The following is a 17363-nucleotide window of genomic DNA, read 5'->3' as shown; positions in this document are numbered from 1 at the left end:
GCGTAAACGAAGCAAAACATTTTTTGCAATTCATCCATGTACAAAGATCAAAATCAGACTATCTTAGACAGGATGAAGAAGTTTTGCTCAACATTGATCTTGATGTGAGTGAATTGGACTAAATCGCAAAGAAGTTATTTGATTGTTAGATGCCCGCTTTATGGGCCATGTTGAAAGAAGGGTACGCTATGCACATGCCATCGCCTAATACTGTAGCTCCCGCTCAAGGTTTATACCAACCGGATGAGTTTAAAGATAACTGTGGTTTCGGTTTAATCGCCCATATGCAGGGTGATGCAAGCCATGATCTCGTTAAAACCGCTATGCACAGCCTTAGCTGCATGACACACCGTGGTGGTATTGCCGCAGATGGTAAGACAGGGGATGGTTGTGGCCTGCTTTTGGCAATGCCGAAAAAATTCTTCCGTGAAGAAGCCAAAAAACTCAGTGATATCACTCTAAGTGAAATTTTTGCTGTCGGTACGGTATTTTTAAATCTAGATCCGGCGATTGCTGCACATTCTAAACAAGTACTGGCCAAAGAGATTGAATCGGAAGGCCTTACAGTTTTAGCCTGGCGTGTTATCCCAACCAATAATGATGCGCTTGGTGAAATTGCAATGCAGTCTTTACCTGCATTCGAACAGATTATTGTCAATTGCCCGATGGGTGTGACTGAGGTTGAGTTTAACCGCAAATTGTTCTTGGCACGCCGTCGTGCAGAACAGCAGTTAAGCAATGATCCATCATTCTACGTGACGACTTTGTGTTCTACAGTGATTAGCTATAAAGGCTTGATGATGCCTGAAGCGATTGCTGATTTTTACACCGATTTAGCAGATGAACGCCTGGAATCCCATATTGTGGTGTTCCATCAACGTTTCTCGACCAACACATTACCACGTTGGCCTTTGGCACAGCCGTTCCGTTATCTTGCGCATAATGGTGAAATCAACACCATTACTGCAAACCGTAACTGGGCCATGGCACGTACACCAAAATTCGAAAACCCGTTATTGCCAGGTTTAACCGATCTTAATCCGATTGTGAACCGTACCGGTTCAGACTCTTCAAGTCTGGATAACATGCTTGAGATTCTTGTCGGTGGTGGCATGGACTTGTTCCGTGCACTGCGTATGCTGGTTCCACCAGCTTGGCAAAATGTTGAAACTTTAGATGCTGACCTACGTGCATTCTATGAATTCAACTCTAAGCATATGGAAGCTTGGGATGGTCCTGCTGGCTTAGTTATCCAGGATGGTCGTCATGCCATCTGTATGCTGGATCGTAATGGTTTACGTCCGGCACGTTGGGTCATTACTAAAAATGGTTACATTACTCTTGCATCAGAAATTGGTGTGTGGGGCTATGAACCTGAAGATGTGATTTCTAAAGGTCGTGTAGGACCGGGCCAGATTTTGGTGATTGATACCTTCACTGGCAAATTGCTGGATACCAAAGATGTCAGCAATCATTTGAAAAAAATGCGTCCTTACCGTGAATGGTTGCGTGAAAATTCTGTACGTGTACAAGGTAGCCCGGAACTTGAAGAATATTTATGTGATCAAGGCTTAAAAGGCGACGAGCTAAAAGCTTCACAAAAAATGTTCCTGGTGACTTTTGAAGAGCGTGACCAGTTGCTTCGTCCAATCGCAGAAAGCGGTCAGGAAGCTGTGGGTTCAATGGGTGATGATACGCCAATGGCGGTGTTATCTCGCCAGGTACGCCATGTATCAGATTACTTCCGTCAGCAATTTGCACAGGTGACCAACCCGCCAATCGATCCACTGCGTGAATCGATTGTGATGTCGCTGGAGACCTGTTTTGGTCGTGAACAAAATGTATTCGAGCAAAGCCCTGAGCATGCTGATCGTCTGATTGTCTCAAGTCCTGTGCTGTCAAATTCCAAAATGCATCAAATTCGTACCCTTGGGCGTCCAGGTTATGAAATTGCTGACATTGATTTGAACTATGCAGAAACTGAAGGTTTGGAAGCTGCCATCACACGTATTTGTGAAGAGGCTGCTCAAGCTATTCGTGATGGTAAAACTTTATTGGTGCTTTCAGACAAGAAAATCCGTCAAGGTTTCTTGCCAGCCAATGCACTCATGGCAACAGGTGCGGTGCATCACCACCTGATCAATGTCGGCCTGCGTACCGATGCCAACATTATCGTTGAAACCGGTCTGGCGCGTGATCCGCATCAATTTGCAGTCATCTTGGGCTTTGGTGCAACTGCAATCTACCCTTACCTGGCTTATGACGTCATCAATGACCTGATTGCCAAAGGTGAATTGTTGGGTGACCCGATTCATGCACAGGCGAACTTCCGTAAAGGGATTGAGAAAGGCTTGTTGAAAGTCCTGTCTAAAATGGGTATTTCGACTGTTGCCTCTTACCGTGGTGGCCAGTTATTTGAAGCCGTTGGTCTATCTGAAGAAGTGGTCAATAAATGCTTCACAGGTGTACCAAGCCGCATTAAGGGTGCAACCTTTGCCGATCTTGAAAATGACCTGAAAAAACTGGCTGATACTGCGTGGAAATCGCGTAAGCCAATCGATCAGGGTGGTATGCTGAAATTCGTATTCGACAAGGAATATCATGCCTTTAACCCGGATGTGATCAATGCTTTGCATAAATCGGTTCGTTCAGGTGAATACGCTGATTTTAAAGAATATGCTGAATTGGTGAACAACCGTCCGGTTGCAACCATTCGTGACTTGTTGAAACTTAAAACTGATAATTCAATTCCACTGGATCAAGTGGAATCTGTAGAAGATATTCTGCCGCGTTTCGACTCTGCCGGGATGTCTTTGGGTGCCTTGTCTCCTGAAGCGCACGAAGCGATTGCGATTGCCATGAATACCATTGGTGGTCGTTCCAACTCTGGTGAGGGCGGTGAAGATCCAGCGCGTTATGGCACCATCCGTAACTCGAAAATTAAACAGATTGCTTCAGGCCGTTTTGGTGTAACACCTGCTTATCTGACTTCTGCAGAAGTCTTGCAAATTAAAGTGGCGCAAGGTGCAAAACCAGGTGAAGGCGGTCAGTTACCGGGTGGTAAAGTGAATGGCTTGATTGCACGTTTACGTTACTCTGTACCGGGTGTAACCCTGATTTCACCTCCACCGCACCATGACATCTACTCGATTGAAGATTTGTCACAGTTGATCTTTGACTTGAAACAGGTCAACCCGCAAGCGATGGTGTCTGTGAAACTGGTATCTGAACCGGGTGTAGGAACCATTGCTGCCGGTGTTGCAAAAGCTTATGCCGATTTCATTACCATTTCCGGCTATGACGGCGGTACAGCAGCTTCTCCATTATCTTCAATTCACCATGCCGGTTCGCCATGGGAATTGGGTCTAAGCGAGGCACATCAAGCACTCCGTGTGAATGATCTGCGTGGCAAAGTCCGTGTACAAACCGATGGTGGTTTGAAAACAGGTCTGGATGTGGTGAAAGCGGCAATTTTAGGTGCAGAAAGCTTCGGTTTTGGTTCAACACCAATGATCGCGCTTGGTTGTAAATACCTGCGTATCTGTCACCTGAATAACTGTGCGACCGGTGTGGCAACTCAACAGGATCATTTACGTCAGGAACACTATATTGGTGAGCCTGAAATGTTGATCAACTTCTTCCACTTTATTGCGGAAGAAACCCGTGAATGGCTGGCAGCGCTAGGTGTTGCAAGCTTGAAAGACTTGATTGGCCGTACTGATTTGCTGGAAATGTTGCCGGGTGAAACTGAAAAACATGCTCATCTAGACTTAAGTGCATTGCTTGAATCCCATCCTGCAGCTGAAGGCAAGGCGCAATATTGCCAGGTTCAAGGCAATGCACCATTTGACAAAGGTATTCTGGCTGAGAAGATGGTGGCAGAAATGTTGCCAGCGATTGAAGCAGGCGTCAGCGGTGAATATAGCTTCACGATTGGTAACTGTGACCGTTCAATCGGTGCGCGTATCTCTGGTGAAATCGCACGCCGCTATGGCAACCTCAGCATGGAAGCGCATCCTGTTAAAGTCAATCTGACCGGTACTGCGGGTCAGTCTTTAGGTGTATGGAACGCTGGCGGTTTACATATTAAACTTGAAGGTGATGCCAACGATTATGTGGGTAAAGGTATGGCGGGCGGTCGCGTGTCCATCTTCCCACCTAAAGGTTCACCGTTCCAGACTCAGGAAACAGCGATCATTGGTAACACCTGCTTATATGGTGCGACTGGCGGTAAACTGTTTGCTGCAGGTACAGCGGGTGAGCGTTTCGCAGTACGTAACTCGGGTGCCTTTGCTGTGATTGAAGGTGCTGGCGACCACTGCTGTGAATATATGACTGGCGGTATTGTGACTGTACTGGGTAAAGTAGGTCACAACTTCGGTGCAGGTATGACCGGTGGTTTTGCTTATGTACTTGATTTGGATAACGACTTCGTTGACCATTACAACCATGAGTTAATTGAGCTCAACCGTATTTCTACAGAGGTGATGGAAGAACATCAAGAATTCTTGCTTCGCATTCTGGATGAACATATTGCCGAGACAGGTAGTGCTTGGGCGTACAAGATCCGCAATGAGTTTGATTATTACAGCCGTAAATTCTGGCTTGTAAAACCAAAAGCTGCTAATTTGCAAACGCTTTTGAAAACAACCAAAGCTGATCCACAATAATTCCACTACTTGCAGATATATAGGCAGGTGTAGCAGCTAAATCAACCGGCTACACCTACCCACGGAGAGAGACATGGCAGAGCGCCTAAACAATGACTTTCAATTCCTGGATGTCCCACGCCAAGAGCCAGAGAAAAAAGATCTAACTGTCCGCAAAGCAGAGTTTGTGGAAATTTATAAACCGTTTACAGCGGAAATTGCGGCAAACCAGACGCATCGCTGTTTAGGTTGTGGTAACCCTTATTGTGAATGGAAATGTCCGGTACATAACTACATTCCAAACTGGTTAAAGTTAATTGCTGAAGGTCGTATTTTTCAGGCAGCAGAACTGTGCCATCAAACCAATACACTGCCGGAAGTGTGTGGCCGTGTTTGTCCGCAAGACCGTTTGTGTGAAGGGGCATGTACCCTGAACGACGGTTTTGGTGCAGTGACCATTGGTAATGCGGAAAAATACATTAACGATACCGCTTTTGCGTTGGGCTGGCGTCCAGACATGTCACACGTGAAGTGGACAGACAAAAAAGTGGCCATCATCGGTGCGGGCCCTGCGGGTCTTGGCTGTGCGGACATTCTGGTACGTAACGGTGTTAAACCGGTGGTATTCGACAAACGTCCTGAAATTGGCGGTTTGCTGACGTTTGGTATTCCTGAATTCAAGATGGAAAAAGACGTGATGAAACGTCGCCGTGAAATTTTCACTGGCATGGGCGTTGAATTCCGTCTCAATACTGAAATTGGTACTGATGTTACGATTGATCAGCTGCTTGCAGACTACGATGCCGTGTTTATGGGTATGGGAACATACACGTACATGAAAGGCGGTTTTGCAGGTGAAGATCTGGATGGTGTTTATGATGCACTGGATTTCCTGATTGCCAACGTTAACCGTTGCCAAGGCTGGGAAAAAGATCCTGCTGAATACATCAGTGTAGAAGGTCAAAAAGTGATTGTACTTGGTGGTGGTGATACAGCGATGGACTGTAACCGTACTTCTATCCGTCAAGGTGCTGAATCAGTGATTTGTGCCTACCGCCGTGATGAAGAAAACATGCCAGGTTCTCGCCGTGAAGTGAAAAATGCACGCGAAGAAGGTGTGGAATTCCAGTTTAATCGTCAGCCAATCGAAATTGTCGGTGAAAACGGCAAAGTGACAGGCGTTAAATTTGTGACTACACAATTGGGTGAGCCAGATAGCCGTGGTCGTCGTAGCCCTGAACCTGTACCGGGTTCTGAGGAAATCTTGCCTGCTGATGCAGTTCTTTTAGCATTTGGTTTCCGTACCAGTCCTGCTGATTGGTTTAATGATGTGAAAATTAATCTGGATGGTTCAGGCCGTGTAGTTGCGCCAGAACAGCAAGAATTTAAATTCCAGACTTCAAATCCGAAAATCTTTGCTGGCGGCGATATGGTGCGTGGTTCTGACCTAGTGGTGACTGCAATCTGGGAAGGTCGTCAGGCTGCTGAAGGTATCCTTGATTATCTGGATGTTTAATTAGAGATTAAACATGAATAAAAAACCCGCTTCGGCGGGTTTTTTATTGCCGTGACGCATTGCCTGAAATGATGAGATTCATTTATATAAATTAACATTCTTGCTTTAAGGAAAAGTACGTTTTTCAGGGCATGAGTTTTGTTGAAGGAGAAAGATATGGCGTGAGTAGCTTCCCACCTCATCTTGTAATTTATTTAAAGTAATGAGATTGAATTGTTAAAAAGATAATCTGCTACAGCTTCTTTTTTTTACTTTTGGTATAAAAAGCTATATATTAAGGCACTAATTTTCCTTAGAATTACTTCACAATTTTCTTAAAATTTCCTATAGTAATAAGGCTAAAAAATGAAAAATATTTTTATTCTTGTCAGCAGTTTAAGTTTAATGGCATGTTCTTCTTTGCCAGCTCCATCAGGTTCAAAAAACTTATCCCAACAGACCCCTTCTTCTGCTTCAGGTAATACTGTAAAAGTGGCTTCGATTGATGGTAGCTATACTGGAGAGATCAGAGGAGACTATAAAAACTCGAAGTTTGCAAACTTGAAGATTGGCATGTCTAAACGCCAAGTCGAAGATATGGTTGGCATGCCATCAGATCAAAAAAACTACCAAACAGGTAAGGCTTGGATTCCAGTTGCAGGCATGTTTTCTCAAGATCAGTATCGTTTAGAAACGTATTATAAGAATGCAGGCCGTTTAGTATATGCTAAGAATGGCACTAAACTTTACCGTATTGAAGTAGATAAAATGGAAGATGGTTATCAATAATTGTTAATTATTGCATTACGGGCATTCGTGTCTCATCAAAGGGATCTTCATTGATCAGCTTAGTGCCAAGAATGTTAAGAAATAATCCGGTGCCATATTTGGTATCGGATTTTTTGCATCTCAGCCTGATATTTCTGGTTCTAGAGGATTGAGCAGCTCAGTTATGCTGTGAGGGGTGGAATAATGCAGATGATTCCGTCGCTTGTTTTTTTGTCTAATAGTATTCAGCATAAATACTATCATGCCCATGAACATTATCTCCGATTTAATGAACGATGGTGTTTGATGTTCAACTGGACAAAAAATTCATTAAAAAACTACATAAGCTTTAGAAAATACCGATAGAATGAAAAAATATTTAAACAAATATAAATAAATAATAGAGGAATATTTCAATGAATCTTATGAAGAAAACGTTTGTTATTTTGGCGCTAAGCAGTACTTTGATCCTATCAGGCTGTGGTTATAATACTTTACAGGTGAAGGATGAAGCGGTTACGGCTTCCTGGGCAGAAGTGCAAAACCAGTATCAACGTCGTGCCGATTTGGTGCCTAATCTGGTTAATGTGGTAAAAGGTTACGCCAAGCATGAAGAGCAAGTATTGACTGAAGTCACTCAGGCACGTGCTAACGTGGCAGGTTTAAAAGTGGATAAACAAGTGCTGGAAGATCCGGCTTTATTCCAGAAATATCAGCAAGCTCAGGCACAGATGACCAGTGCATTATCACGCTTAATTGCCGTTTCGGAAAATTATCCTGACTTAAAGGCGAACGAGCAGTTCCGTGATTTACAGGTGCAGCTGGAAGGGACTGAAAACCGCATTGCGGTGGCACGTAACCGTTATATTGCCTCAGTTCAAGATTTTAATGCCTATTCACGGCAGTTCCCGCAAGTGATGACGGCTAAAGTTATCGGTATGAATCCGAAACCGAATTTCAGTGCCGAACAGGGTGCACAAACAGCGCCTAAGGTTTCATTTGATTAATCGGGTAGCTGCATAAAAAAGGGTGCGCTGATGTTTGCTCCAGAAAATAAAAGTACTCTCGCTCTCATTGTGCAACTGCTAGTTTTGTGTTGTGCAATATTGTCCAGTCCATTCGCTTTAAGTGAAGTGGCAACAGCGACGGATAATGAAGATGCCGTGATTGCAGGAAAGGTCATTCAGGAGCAACAACAAGCCCATGAAGTGCAGCAAGAACCTTCATTACAGACACTCGTTCAGCAGCCGAAAATTACTAATGATATGGCTGAAGGTGAGTCTATCCGCGAACTGCCGACTTTAAATGAGCCGGTTGTAGACCAAGCCAATCTGTTGAGTGCCACTGAAAAGCAGGAGATCAGTCAACGGATTCTCAAGCTACATCAACAGGGCAAGGCGCAAATTGGTGTAGTGATTGTACCCACCACTGGGCAAGAAGATATTTTTGATTTTGCCATGCGGGTGGCTGAGAAATGGCAACTTGGATCTGCGAAACAGGATAATGGTCTGCTCATGGCGATTGCGGTGAATGACCGACGTATCCAGATTTTAACCGGATATGGCCTGGAAGGTGTACTGCCTGATATTGTCGTAAGCCGAATCATTCGTAATCAAATCACACCTTATTTTAAACAGGCCCAATATGCCCAAGGCATTGATGCTGGTCTGGCTGAAATTGAGCGGATTTTAAATATGGATCCTGAAGTTGCAGCCAATGCAGCGCAGGAGCTGAAAGAACGTCAGGAAAAAGCCTTGCATGAACAGCAGGCCAAAGAAAAAACTTTTAGTACAGCCTTGTTGATTTTAATCGCCGGGATTATTGGTTCATTTATTGTAGGCAAACCTTTAAGTGCTTCTACAGCGGCAGTCGCAGGCACTGTTGCGGGTTTGGTGAATGGTGCGGGATTACTCACCAGTTTATTGATTGGCGGCGGGATTTTCTTTTTACTCATTACTGCAATTGCGCAAACCATTTTTCAGCTGGTACTTTCATCTGCCGGTCGTGGAGGGGGTGGAGGTCGAGGTGGCTTTGGTGGCGGTGGATTTAGTGGTGGCGGCGGTGGCGGCTTTGGTGGAGGGGGAGCATCAGGATCATGGTAACAACAACAGATACGACAGAGATTGTCACACAAGCTAAAATGGAAGCAGTGAATCAGCCAAGTTTAAAGCGTTGGTTAAAGCATTTTTTATATATGCCTGCAACCAAACGATATTTCTCCAAACAGGATCAGGCAGCCATCGCTCAGGCAGTTAGCGAGGCTGAGTGTGGTCATATTGGGGAAATTCAGGTGGTGATTGAAGGTCATCTTCCTGTAAATCATGCCTATTTTCAAAACACCCGCATGCGTGCCCACCAGCTGTTTGCAGAACTTGGAGTATGGGATACCGAATATAATAGTGGTGTACTTTTATATATCAATTTATGTGAACGTAAAGTTGAAATTGTGATTGATCGAGGGATTCAGCAAGCAACCGAACAAGCGGTTTGGGATGAAATTTGTCAAAATATCATTGCTCAGTTGGCTCAGAAGCAGTTTAGGTTGGCTGTAGTAACAGGTGTAATGAACATTGGGGAAGTCCTCAACCGGTTTTATACGCACTCTATTCAAGAACACAATAATGAATTAGGAAATGATCCTGTGATTTTATAATAGGTGATAATAAGTGCAATTATGATTTATATACACGATCATATAAGCATACAAAATTAGAAAAAAGGTGCTGTCATTAATAATGACATGGTGGTGCTTGAAGCAGGATAAAATGTTCTTTCGCCGACACAACAGGTTAAAAAAGCTAAAAATAAGACTAATGCAGTTAAAACTGATTATGAACAGTTAAAAGAAGATTATGAAAAACTACTGGAAAAGGTGAATTCGCTATTGTTAGAAAATTTTGAGCTTAAACAAAAAACGCATCTATAGAGATGCGTTTTTTACTAATAAAATTAAGATTGGGTGTTATTTAAAACACTTCTTCAACTAAACTAATTATGGGTTAATTTTACAAGATGCTGTACCATCAACATCACAAGTAATTTCCTTACCTGTACCATTTACAGCACCATTCGCTGTTGTAAGTGTTGTCACGGCTGCTAGAGCATCAGCATCTGCTGGTTTTGTTACACCTGTACAATGTACAAGGCTATCAGCAGCTGGAATATTAGCTAAATCAGGATTTTGTGAAATTTTTTCAGCCACTACTAAGGATGCATATGACTTCATCTCAGATAAGCAAGATGCATCATTTGCTTTTTTCGTATAGTTTTGATAAGCAGGAATCGCAATTGCAGCTAAAATACCAATAATAGCAACAACAATCATTAACTCGATAAGCGTAAAGCCTTTTTGAGCGTTCATAACATTCTCCACAAATGTTTTGTTAATTTAATTATAAGCTTTGTAAGCTAGTTTATAGTTTGCACAAAGTGTGCCAAAGCATATTATCTAATTATTCTACATGAAATCAATACATTGTTTAATAGATTAAAAATTCTAAAAATACATAAAGTAAATTTGTGTAATTAAGTGACAAAAAATGTCAGTTTTGTTGATTTTGTGAGATGTCAAAATGCACGCTTTAGGTACTTGAAAAAGCTAAATGCTCAGCAGCTAAAAAAGCATACAATTATTGATATAGTGTAATAAACAAAATTTTCTAACAATAGCGAATTCACCTTTTCTAGCAGTTTTTCATGATCTTCCTGTAATTGCTCATAATCGGAATTTAAATAATTAATGATCGTAGTTGCAATTATTGGTATTATTGCTGCGATTGTAATTGCTACTTATCAAAATTATACGAAAAAAGCGAATGATGCTTTATATTTATCAGAAATCAAGTTTTTTTCTTACTTTAGTGTAGTTTCTAATAAAATGGCTCAAAACCCTGATATCAAATATTCTAGCTACAACTAATTTAATTCACTGTAGCGATGTGTCATGTGCTGATCCTATGGATAAAGGTTACTATATATCTGCAAGTTCAATTACAGTTAAAGGTACAGATGCTAGAATTTTTGTGATATTAATGAAAAGGTACTGTGTGAGATTTATTAATATTAAACCTCTTTCATAAATCATTTTAAATTTAATTTCTAATATGTTCTTTGAAATCAGTTTTATACTATTTAGGATTAGATGGAATGTCTAAACGCACAAAATTTTTCTTTGGTCATTTATCTGTTTCACTGGCTATTGCCTTATGTGCAAGTATTATCATTTTTGCCTTTTGGTACGATACCCCACTGGCAAAAGCGGTTGGGGTTATACCACTATTTTTAATGTTATTGGTGATTGATGTAATCATTGGACCACTATTTGGCTTATTGGTCTATAAAGAAGGTAAAAACACATTAAAATTTGATCTTGCAACAATTATTATTTTACAGATATGCGCATTTTCATATGGTTTTTATACACTTGCACAAGGTCGTCCTGCATGGATTGTATTTGATTCTCTAAATTTTACAGTGGTTAAAAATAGCGATATTGAAGCTAAAAATATTGATCAAGCTAAAGCAGAGTTCCAACAATCTTCTTGGTTTAAGCCTACTTTTGTTGCGACCCAATTTTCTTCAGTTCCTGCACAAAAAACACTTTTAAATAGTGCAACAAAACCGCAATCGAATTCGATTATTCGTTATCCCGCCTATTATATCAATATTGCCGATGTAAAGAGGAGAATGCAGTTAAGTGCTTTGCCTTTGGCTTTATTAGAGCAATATAATAATAAAGATACTGTGGATAAATTGATTGAAAAATATCCTCAAGCGGATGCGTGGATAGCGTTATCTGCTCCTGTTCAGGATATGGTCGTTCTAATTAACAAAGAAAAAGCAGAAGTGGTTAAAATTGTAGATTTAAGACCGTGGCATTAAAATTTATATTTATGACAAAAATACCTATTTAAACCCGAATAAAAAGCAGATTATCAATTCATCTGCTTTTTTATTATCATGTACCTATTCTATTTTCACTGATTTAATCATGAAATTTTTCTTATTGCTTTTAGCTAGCATCTTTATCTCCCTCGCCTGGCTCTTGCCTATCCATTACCGCCCTTGGGTTACCTATACGGGTGAACTTTTTGCTTTTTTATCTCTCTTTGCGCTTGCTGCCATTTATTTAAAAGACAAAATTAAATTGCCAGTGATCAGCCTGCCGTTATTATTTTTCGCGGTTATCCCTTTGGTTCAGTATGGAGCAGGTGAGCTCTTTTTCTTTGATAAAGCCCTTATTTGTACATTGTTTGTACTTGGATTCTGGCTGAGCATGGTGGTTGGCTATAACCTATCGAGCGAGAAAGCAGACCGGACTAGCATTTTTAACGGACTCAGCTATGTGTTTCTCATGGCTGGAACAGCGACGGGTGTGATAGCCATTTGTCAGTGGCTCACCCTGGATGCTTATATTCCCGGAATGGTGGATATGCAACGTGCTGTGCGTCCTTATGCCAATTTTGCCCAGCCAAATAATATGGCTACTTTTTTACTCATGTCTCTTTTGGCCTGTTTATATTTATATGAAACCAAAAAAGTTCAGACCAAATGGTTAGTTCCTACAGCATTCATTATGTTGATGAGTGTGGCATTAAGCCAATCCCGAACCTCTTGGGTGGCTTGTGTCTTTATTCTGGTTTATCTAGCCTATCAGCAATTTAAAGGCTATATCCATATTAAAAGGCATTACCTGGCGGCATGGTTGGCTGTATTCATAGCATTCGTCCTAGTATTGCCCGTCATTGGGAGCTATTTAACGCAATTATTGGATATACAGGTTAAAGCTGTTGATGTCGCCAGACGTGCAACAGGAGATATGTCGCGTTTAGTCATTTGGCAGCAAATGCTGCATGCCATTGCTGACCGTCCATGGTTTGGCTATGGCTGGAACCAAACCAGTGTTGCGTATACTTTGGTTAGTGATCATTTTCAGGGGCCAGTATGGATTCGTAGCGCACATAACTTTATTCTCGATTTTATCTTGTGGAACGGTCTCATTATCGGACTTCCTTTTCTGGCCTACTTTGGTTATTGGGGTTATAAGCTAAATAAGCAGGTCAATTCAGTTGAATCCGTGATCGGGATTTTAATGGTAGGTGCAGTATTGATTCACTCCATGCTGGAATTTCCACAGTACTATGCGTATTTCCTGCTTCCGGTGGGTTTCATTATTGGTCTGATTCAGTCGCAACAGGCTGATACCAAAATCCTGACCCTTTCACCCAATTATATGCGCGTTGCTTACGGATTATTTTTCTTGCTGTTGATTTTGATTGTGCGAGATTATGCAGTGATGGTTCCTAAGCTCAATCAAACACTACGCTATGAAAAAACACCGGAAAAAATCACCAATCAGGATCAGGTTTATTTGCTGGAAGAATTTAACCGTCGTATAGACTGGATTCGTATGAATCCCTATAGCAAGGTGAGTGCACAACAGCTTGAGGAAATTAGGGAGATGGTGCTCAATTATCCGACTACCTATGATTTGTATAAATATGCAAAAATACTGGCTTTTAATGGTTATGAGCAGGAAGCCAAGCATCAGCTCTGGTTGTTAAAAAAATTACGTAAAGTTGATCTGGATTATGCATCATTGGCCCAGCCTGTTGTGAAGCAGTAAGGTTTTAAAAAAAGCGAATCTTATCAATAAAACAGCCAGTCAATTGACTGGCTGTTTTTAAACTTAAAGCTGGTTTTGAATATAGTTTTCGATGCCCACTTTCTCGACCAGATCAAGCTGGGTGGTGGTCCAATCCAGATATTCTTCTTCTTTTTCCAGGATTTCCTGAACCAGATCGCGAGTTACATAATCCATTTCCTGTTCAGCCAGGCTGACCGCTTTTTGCAGGGCCTCAATATTTTCATTGACTTTGCGTACATCGCAATTTAGGACTTCAACTGTATGCTGGCCGATGTACAACTTGCCTAAATTTTGTAAATTAGGCAGGCCTTCAAGGAATAAAATACGTTCAATAATTTTATCGGCATCTTTCATTTGCTGAATCGATTCTTTGTATTCTGCTGAGCCCAGCTTTTCAATTCCCCAATCATTGAACATACGTGAGTGCAGGAAATACTGGTTAATGGCAGTCAACTGGTGATAAAGCACCTGATTTAACTGATTAATGACATCACGATTGCCTTTCATTATAAGTTCTCCATTAACAATTTCTGCCTTAGCTATATGTCAGGCAATCAAAAAATATTATTTCAATTATCTTAAACAACAAGCTACACAATGGCGAGTAATTTATTGAACAGCAAATGAAAATCGCAATCAAGAATGATAATGGGCGCTATATTATACGGCATGCATAAAAAAACCGCCGAGAGGCATAAGCGGGAGGGGAGAAAATGATCTTTTGATCATTCAGTTTGTTATTAGGATGATCGGGTTTTAAGCCGCTACGGAGATACGAGCTGCAATTTCTGAAAGTTCTTTACTAATGATGGAACGTGCTTCAGGTGCACAACGACCACAACAGGTACCTAAATCAAGCAGGTTACGAATTTCACGATAGCTTTCTGCGCCATTTGCGACAGCATTTTTAATATCTTGATCGGTAATACCACGACATAAGCATATGTACATTTGAACTCGCCACACAAGAGTGAAATGGGATAAGTGATATTATTGATAATTATTATCTTTTGTCAATGAAATTCATTTGAAATATTATCTATTGTGATTGAGTTTTTAAATAAAAAACACCACTTGATCGGTGGTGTTTTGTACAATTTTATAACTGATTGAAAATTATTTATTAATAATCACAATACCATCCATTTCCACCAAAGCCCCTTTAGGCAAGCTGGCTACACCTAATGCTGCACGGGCAGGGTAAGGTTGGGCAAAATATTCACCCATAATCTGGTTAACCAGTTGGAAATGGGAAAGATCAGTCAGGAAAATATTGAGTTTGGCGATATCTGCCAATGAGCCACCGGCTGCTTCACAGACTGCTTTTAAGTTATCAAATACACGGCGAATTTGCGCTTCAATGCCTTCAACCAGTTCCATACTATAAGGATCTAAACCAATTTGACCTGAAAGGTATAGGGTATTTTCAATTAAAATTGCTTGAGAATATGTACCAATGGCTGCAGGTGCATTTTCAGTATGGATTACTTGGCGGGACATCGATTTCTCCTTGTATCATCTCTATGCATCATAGCGTAAATTGTTCAATAAGAGTTGCTTATGTTTGAATTAACTGGCTTTAGATGCTTCGGCAATATTAATAGGCTGGGCTAAGCGGCTAATGCGTGGAAAACCGAAGTGCATACGTAAATCACGAATAATCTGCGCAATTTGCTTACGGTTATGCACCACAATATGCACGTAGGTTTTATCTTCATGGCCATGAACCATTTCTACACCGGTTTTTTCTTTCCGACATTGATAAATCAGGTCAGAAATCTGTTCATCATTCATCAGCATGTCAATACTTAAATAAGCAGTGAAACTGATGTCATCGACATCTTCAGATGTCCAGTGCAAGGGCATAATGTTTTCTGGATGCAGATGCTGTTCATGCAACAGATTATGACAACGTGCGCGATGCACAATTAAACCGCGACGTGAGAGATGTCCCTGAATGGGGTCACCAAGTACAGGGTTGCAACAATGGGCATATTTGACATCTACACCTTCAGTGCCTTGAATAAGACGGGTAGAAGACTGGTTATCCAGACTTTGTCCTTGTGCAAACAGGTGGTTAGCCACTAATTGAGGTAACAGGTCACCCACGGCAATCTGTTCAAATAAGTGTTCCTTAGATTCGATATGTCGCCATTGCAATATATCGATCCAATCTGCTTCGGTTAAATCTTTGATGGAGCGATTAAACAGCTTCAGCGCACGGTTCAGCGCTTGCTGCCCCACCAGTTGTTGTTCTTCAATATCCTGATCACGCAAAATATTTTGGATGGCACGACGCGCTTTTTGGGTGTTAATGAAGCTGAGCCAGTCTGGATTTGGTGTCGCCAGGACATCAGTAATAATCTCGATGACTTGCCCACTCACCAGTGGTGTGGAAAGAGGCCGGGTTTCCCCATTAATTTTTGCCCCGACAGCATGGTTACCTAAAAACAGGCTGGCTGAGTAGGCAAAATCGACTGCTGTGGCCCCTTGGGGAAGTTCGTGCAAATGGCCATGTGGGGTATACACCCAGATTTTTTCCTGATGTAAATAATCCAACAGATCGCTAAAAGTAGTTTTGGCACATTCGCCATCCACCAATACATTCAGGTTCTGCATGGAAGCTTGAATGGCTGAACGGCAGGCTTGCGGTGCATTTTCACCCAATACGACGCCGAAACGGGCGGCTTTACGCATTAGCTCGGTCTGAATAGTTAGGGAGAGCGTGGTTTTCTCGCCTTTTAAACGCATCATTAAAGACTGGTTGCCACCCGGCAATGGACGGCGGATATGATCTTCATAATGCAGAATCTGGAAGTTTTCGCGCAGGATTTCTGCCAAGCGGTCACAGTCGGCAATGCTTTGCAGAATAATTTCAAAAGCATGGCTGTGGGTGAGCTCCTGCAGATCAATATCGTTTTTCACAAAGTGACGCAGCAATTCAATATTGTTATTTTTCTTTTTAATGCGGCCAGTAATCTGGTGCTGTTGTAGCAGTTCAGTCAGGTTCTTTTCCCAGATGCTCTGATATTCACAACGTTTAGGCTTGGTTTGTAATAAGGCATCTTGAACATTGTTAAACATATCCAGGTCAAGATTTTGATAGCATAGATGTTCCAGGTTGTCCGCCATCTCGTTCATGCCGACAATACGTGCCATAGGTACAAAAATATCAAAGGTTTCCTGAGCAATACGTGCCCGTTTATCGGGGCGCAACGAACCTAAAGTGGTCATGTTGTGATAACGGTCGGCCAGTTTAATAATAATGACACGTGGATCTTGTAAGGTAGCTTGCAGAATTTTACGGAAGGATGCGGCTTTATTGTATTCTTTATCACTGGAATGGCTGAGTTTGGTGACACCATCGACCAGTTCTGCAACCGTACGCCCAAATTTTTCAGCGATGTCTTCCTTGTTAAAGTCGGTATCTTCAATGACATCATGCAGCAGGGCGGCCATCAGGGTTTCGGCATCCAGACGCATATGCGAAAGAATGCTACTCACGGCAATCGGATGCAGGATATAAGGTTCGCCACTTTTACGGGTGATGCCGTCATGGGCAATATCAGCATAATCGCAGGCCACAAGCACGCGCTCGACATCACTTGCACTTAAGTACGCATCGATAATAATTTTGAGCTGTTGTTTGGCTTGGCTGACCTGTGGGCCTGGCATATAACACCTTTACTACTTCAGTTTTTACAATTTAAATCGCTAGAGCTCTAATGAAAAGCATATTGCATGACTTGTCAATTTTTTCGTCTAAAAAAGCAAAAAGATAAATCCTAAATCACCTATCTTTAAT

14 protein-coding genes are annotated in these 17363 nt (G+C 41.7%); 9 read left to right on the top strand and 5 right to left on the bottom strand.

The genetic code is table 11. The features are described from left to right. Window positions 1-194 precede the first annotated feature (194 nt). From gltB to B9T38_RS12970, 6 genes are all read left to right on the top strand, one after another. Window positions 195-4670, top strand: coding sequence for a glutamate synthase large subunit (gene gltB, locus B9T38_RS12995; RefSeq protein WP_171263241.1), 4476 nt, complete (start codon window positions 195-197; stop codon window positions 4668-4670). A gap of 73 nt (window positions 4671-4743) precedes the next feature. Then, window positions 4744-6165, top strand: a complete 1422-nt coding sequence (locus B9T38_RS12990; RefSeq protein WP_086197199.1) for a glutamate synthase small subunit GltD family protein — start codon at window positions 4744-4746, stop codon at window positions 6163-6165. A 345-nt stretch (window positions 6166-6510) separates the two neighbouring features. Further along, entirely contained in the window at window positions 6511-6933 is a 423-nt protein-coding gene (locus B9T38_RS12985) for a hypothetical protein (RefSeq protein ID WP_086197198.1), read from the top strand. Window positions 6934-7328: 395 nt separating this feature from the next. Further along, a complete protein-coding gene (locus B9T38_RS12980) occupies window positions 7329-7919 on the top strand; it encodes a LemA family protein (RefSeq protein ID WP_086197197.1) in 591 nt (196 codons plus the stop codon). 30 nt (window positions 7920-7949) lie between these two features. Then, window positions 7950-9014 carry a TPM domain-containing protein gene (locus B9T38_RS12975; RefSeq protein WP_086197196.1) on the top strand — a complete coding sequence of 355 codons (1065 nt, stop codon included), beginning with the start codon at window positions 7950-7952 and terminating at the stop codon, window positions 9012-9014. Then, a complete protein-coding gene (locus tag B9T38_RS12970; RefSeq protein ID WP_086197195.1) occupies window positions 9008-9565 on the top strand; it encodes a TPM domain-containing protein in 558 nt (185 codons plus the stop codon). The genes B9T38_RS12975 and B9T38_RS12970 overlap by 7 nt, the downstream gene beginning before the upstream one ends. Window positions 9566-9904: 339 nt before the next feature. On the opposite strand, the gene B9T38_RS17095 is transcribed toward B9T38_RS12970, so the two are convergent. After that, on the bottom strand, window positions 9905-10273 hold the full coding sequence (locus B9T38_RS17095; RefSeq protein WP_086197194.1) for a prepilin-type N-terminal cleavage/methylation domain-containing protein: 369 nt from the start codon (window positions 10271-10273) through the stop codon (window positions 9905-9907). A 378-nt stretch (window positions 10274-10651) separates the two neighbouring features. Here B9T38_RS17095 and B9T38_RS17030 point away from each other — a divergent pair, with 378 nt between their 5' ends. From B9T38_RS17030 to B9T38_RS12945, 3 genes are all read left to right on the top strand, one after another. After that, window positions 10652-10831: a hypothetical protein gene (locus tag B9T38_RS17030; protein ID WP_086197193.1), complete on the top strand. Its 180-nt coding sequence runs from the start codon at window positions 10652-10654 to the stop codon at window positions 10829-10831. A 227-nt stretch (window positions 10832-11058) separates the two neighbouring features. Further along, window positions 11059-11793: a TfpX/TfpZ family type IV pilin accessory protein gene (gene tfpZ / locus B9T38_RS12950; RefSeq protein WP_086197192.1), complete on the top strand. Its 735-nt coding sequence runs from the start codon at window positions 11059-11061 to the stop codon at window positions 11791-11793. Between the two features lie 109 nt (window positions 11794-11902). Then, window positions 11903-13537 (top strand): PglL family O-oligosaccharyltransferase, encoded by a 1635-nt coding sequence (locus B9T38_RS12945; protein WP_086197191.1) that lies wholly within the window; start codon window positions 11903-11905, stop codon window positions 13535-13537. A 63-nt stretch (window positions 13538-13600) separates the two neighbouring features. On the opposite strand, the gene bfr is transcribed toward B9T38_RS12945, so the two are convergent. The 4 genes from bfr to B9T38_RS12925 form a co-directional block, all read right to left on the bottom strand. Continuing rightward, the gene (gene bfr / locus B9T38_RS12940; RefSeq protein WP_086197190.1) at window positions 13601-14065 is read right to left on the bottom strand and encodes a heteropolymeric bacterioferritin subunit Bfr; all 465 of its coding nucleotides are present in this window, start codon (window positions 14063-14065) and stop codon (window positions 13601-13603) included. A gap of 249 nt (window positions 14066-14314) precedes the next feature. Then, complete coding sequence (locus B9T38_RS12935) at window positions 14315-14509, bottom strand: bacterioferritin-associated ferredoxin (RefSeq protein WP_086197189.1); 195 nt, start codon at window positions 14507-14509, stop codon at window positions 14315-14317. A 165-nt stretch (window positions 14510-14674) separates the two neighbouring features. Beyond that, on the bottom strand, window positions 14675-15058 hold the full coding sequence (gene ridA / locus B9T38_RS12930) for a deaminase RidA (protein WP_086197188.1): 384 nt from the start codon (window positions 15056-15058) through the stop codon (window positions 14675-14677). 69 nt (window positions 15059-15127) lie between these two features. Further along, complete coding sequence (locus tag B9T38_RS12925; protein ID WP_086197187.1) at window positions 15128-17233, bottom strand: RelA/SpoT family protein; 2106 nt, start codon at window positions 17231-17233, stop codon at window positions 15128-15130. Window positions 17234-17363: the final 130 nt, after the last annotated feature.

This window comes from Acinetobacter sp. ANC 4218 (genome assembly GCF_002135245.1).
Taxonomy (GTDB): domain Bacteria; phylum Pseudomonadota; class Gammaproteobacteria; order Pseudomonadales; family Moraxellaceae; genus Acinetobacter.
This window is presented reverse-complemented; position numbering and strand designations above follow the sequence as displayed.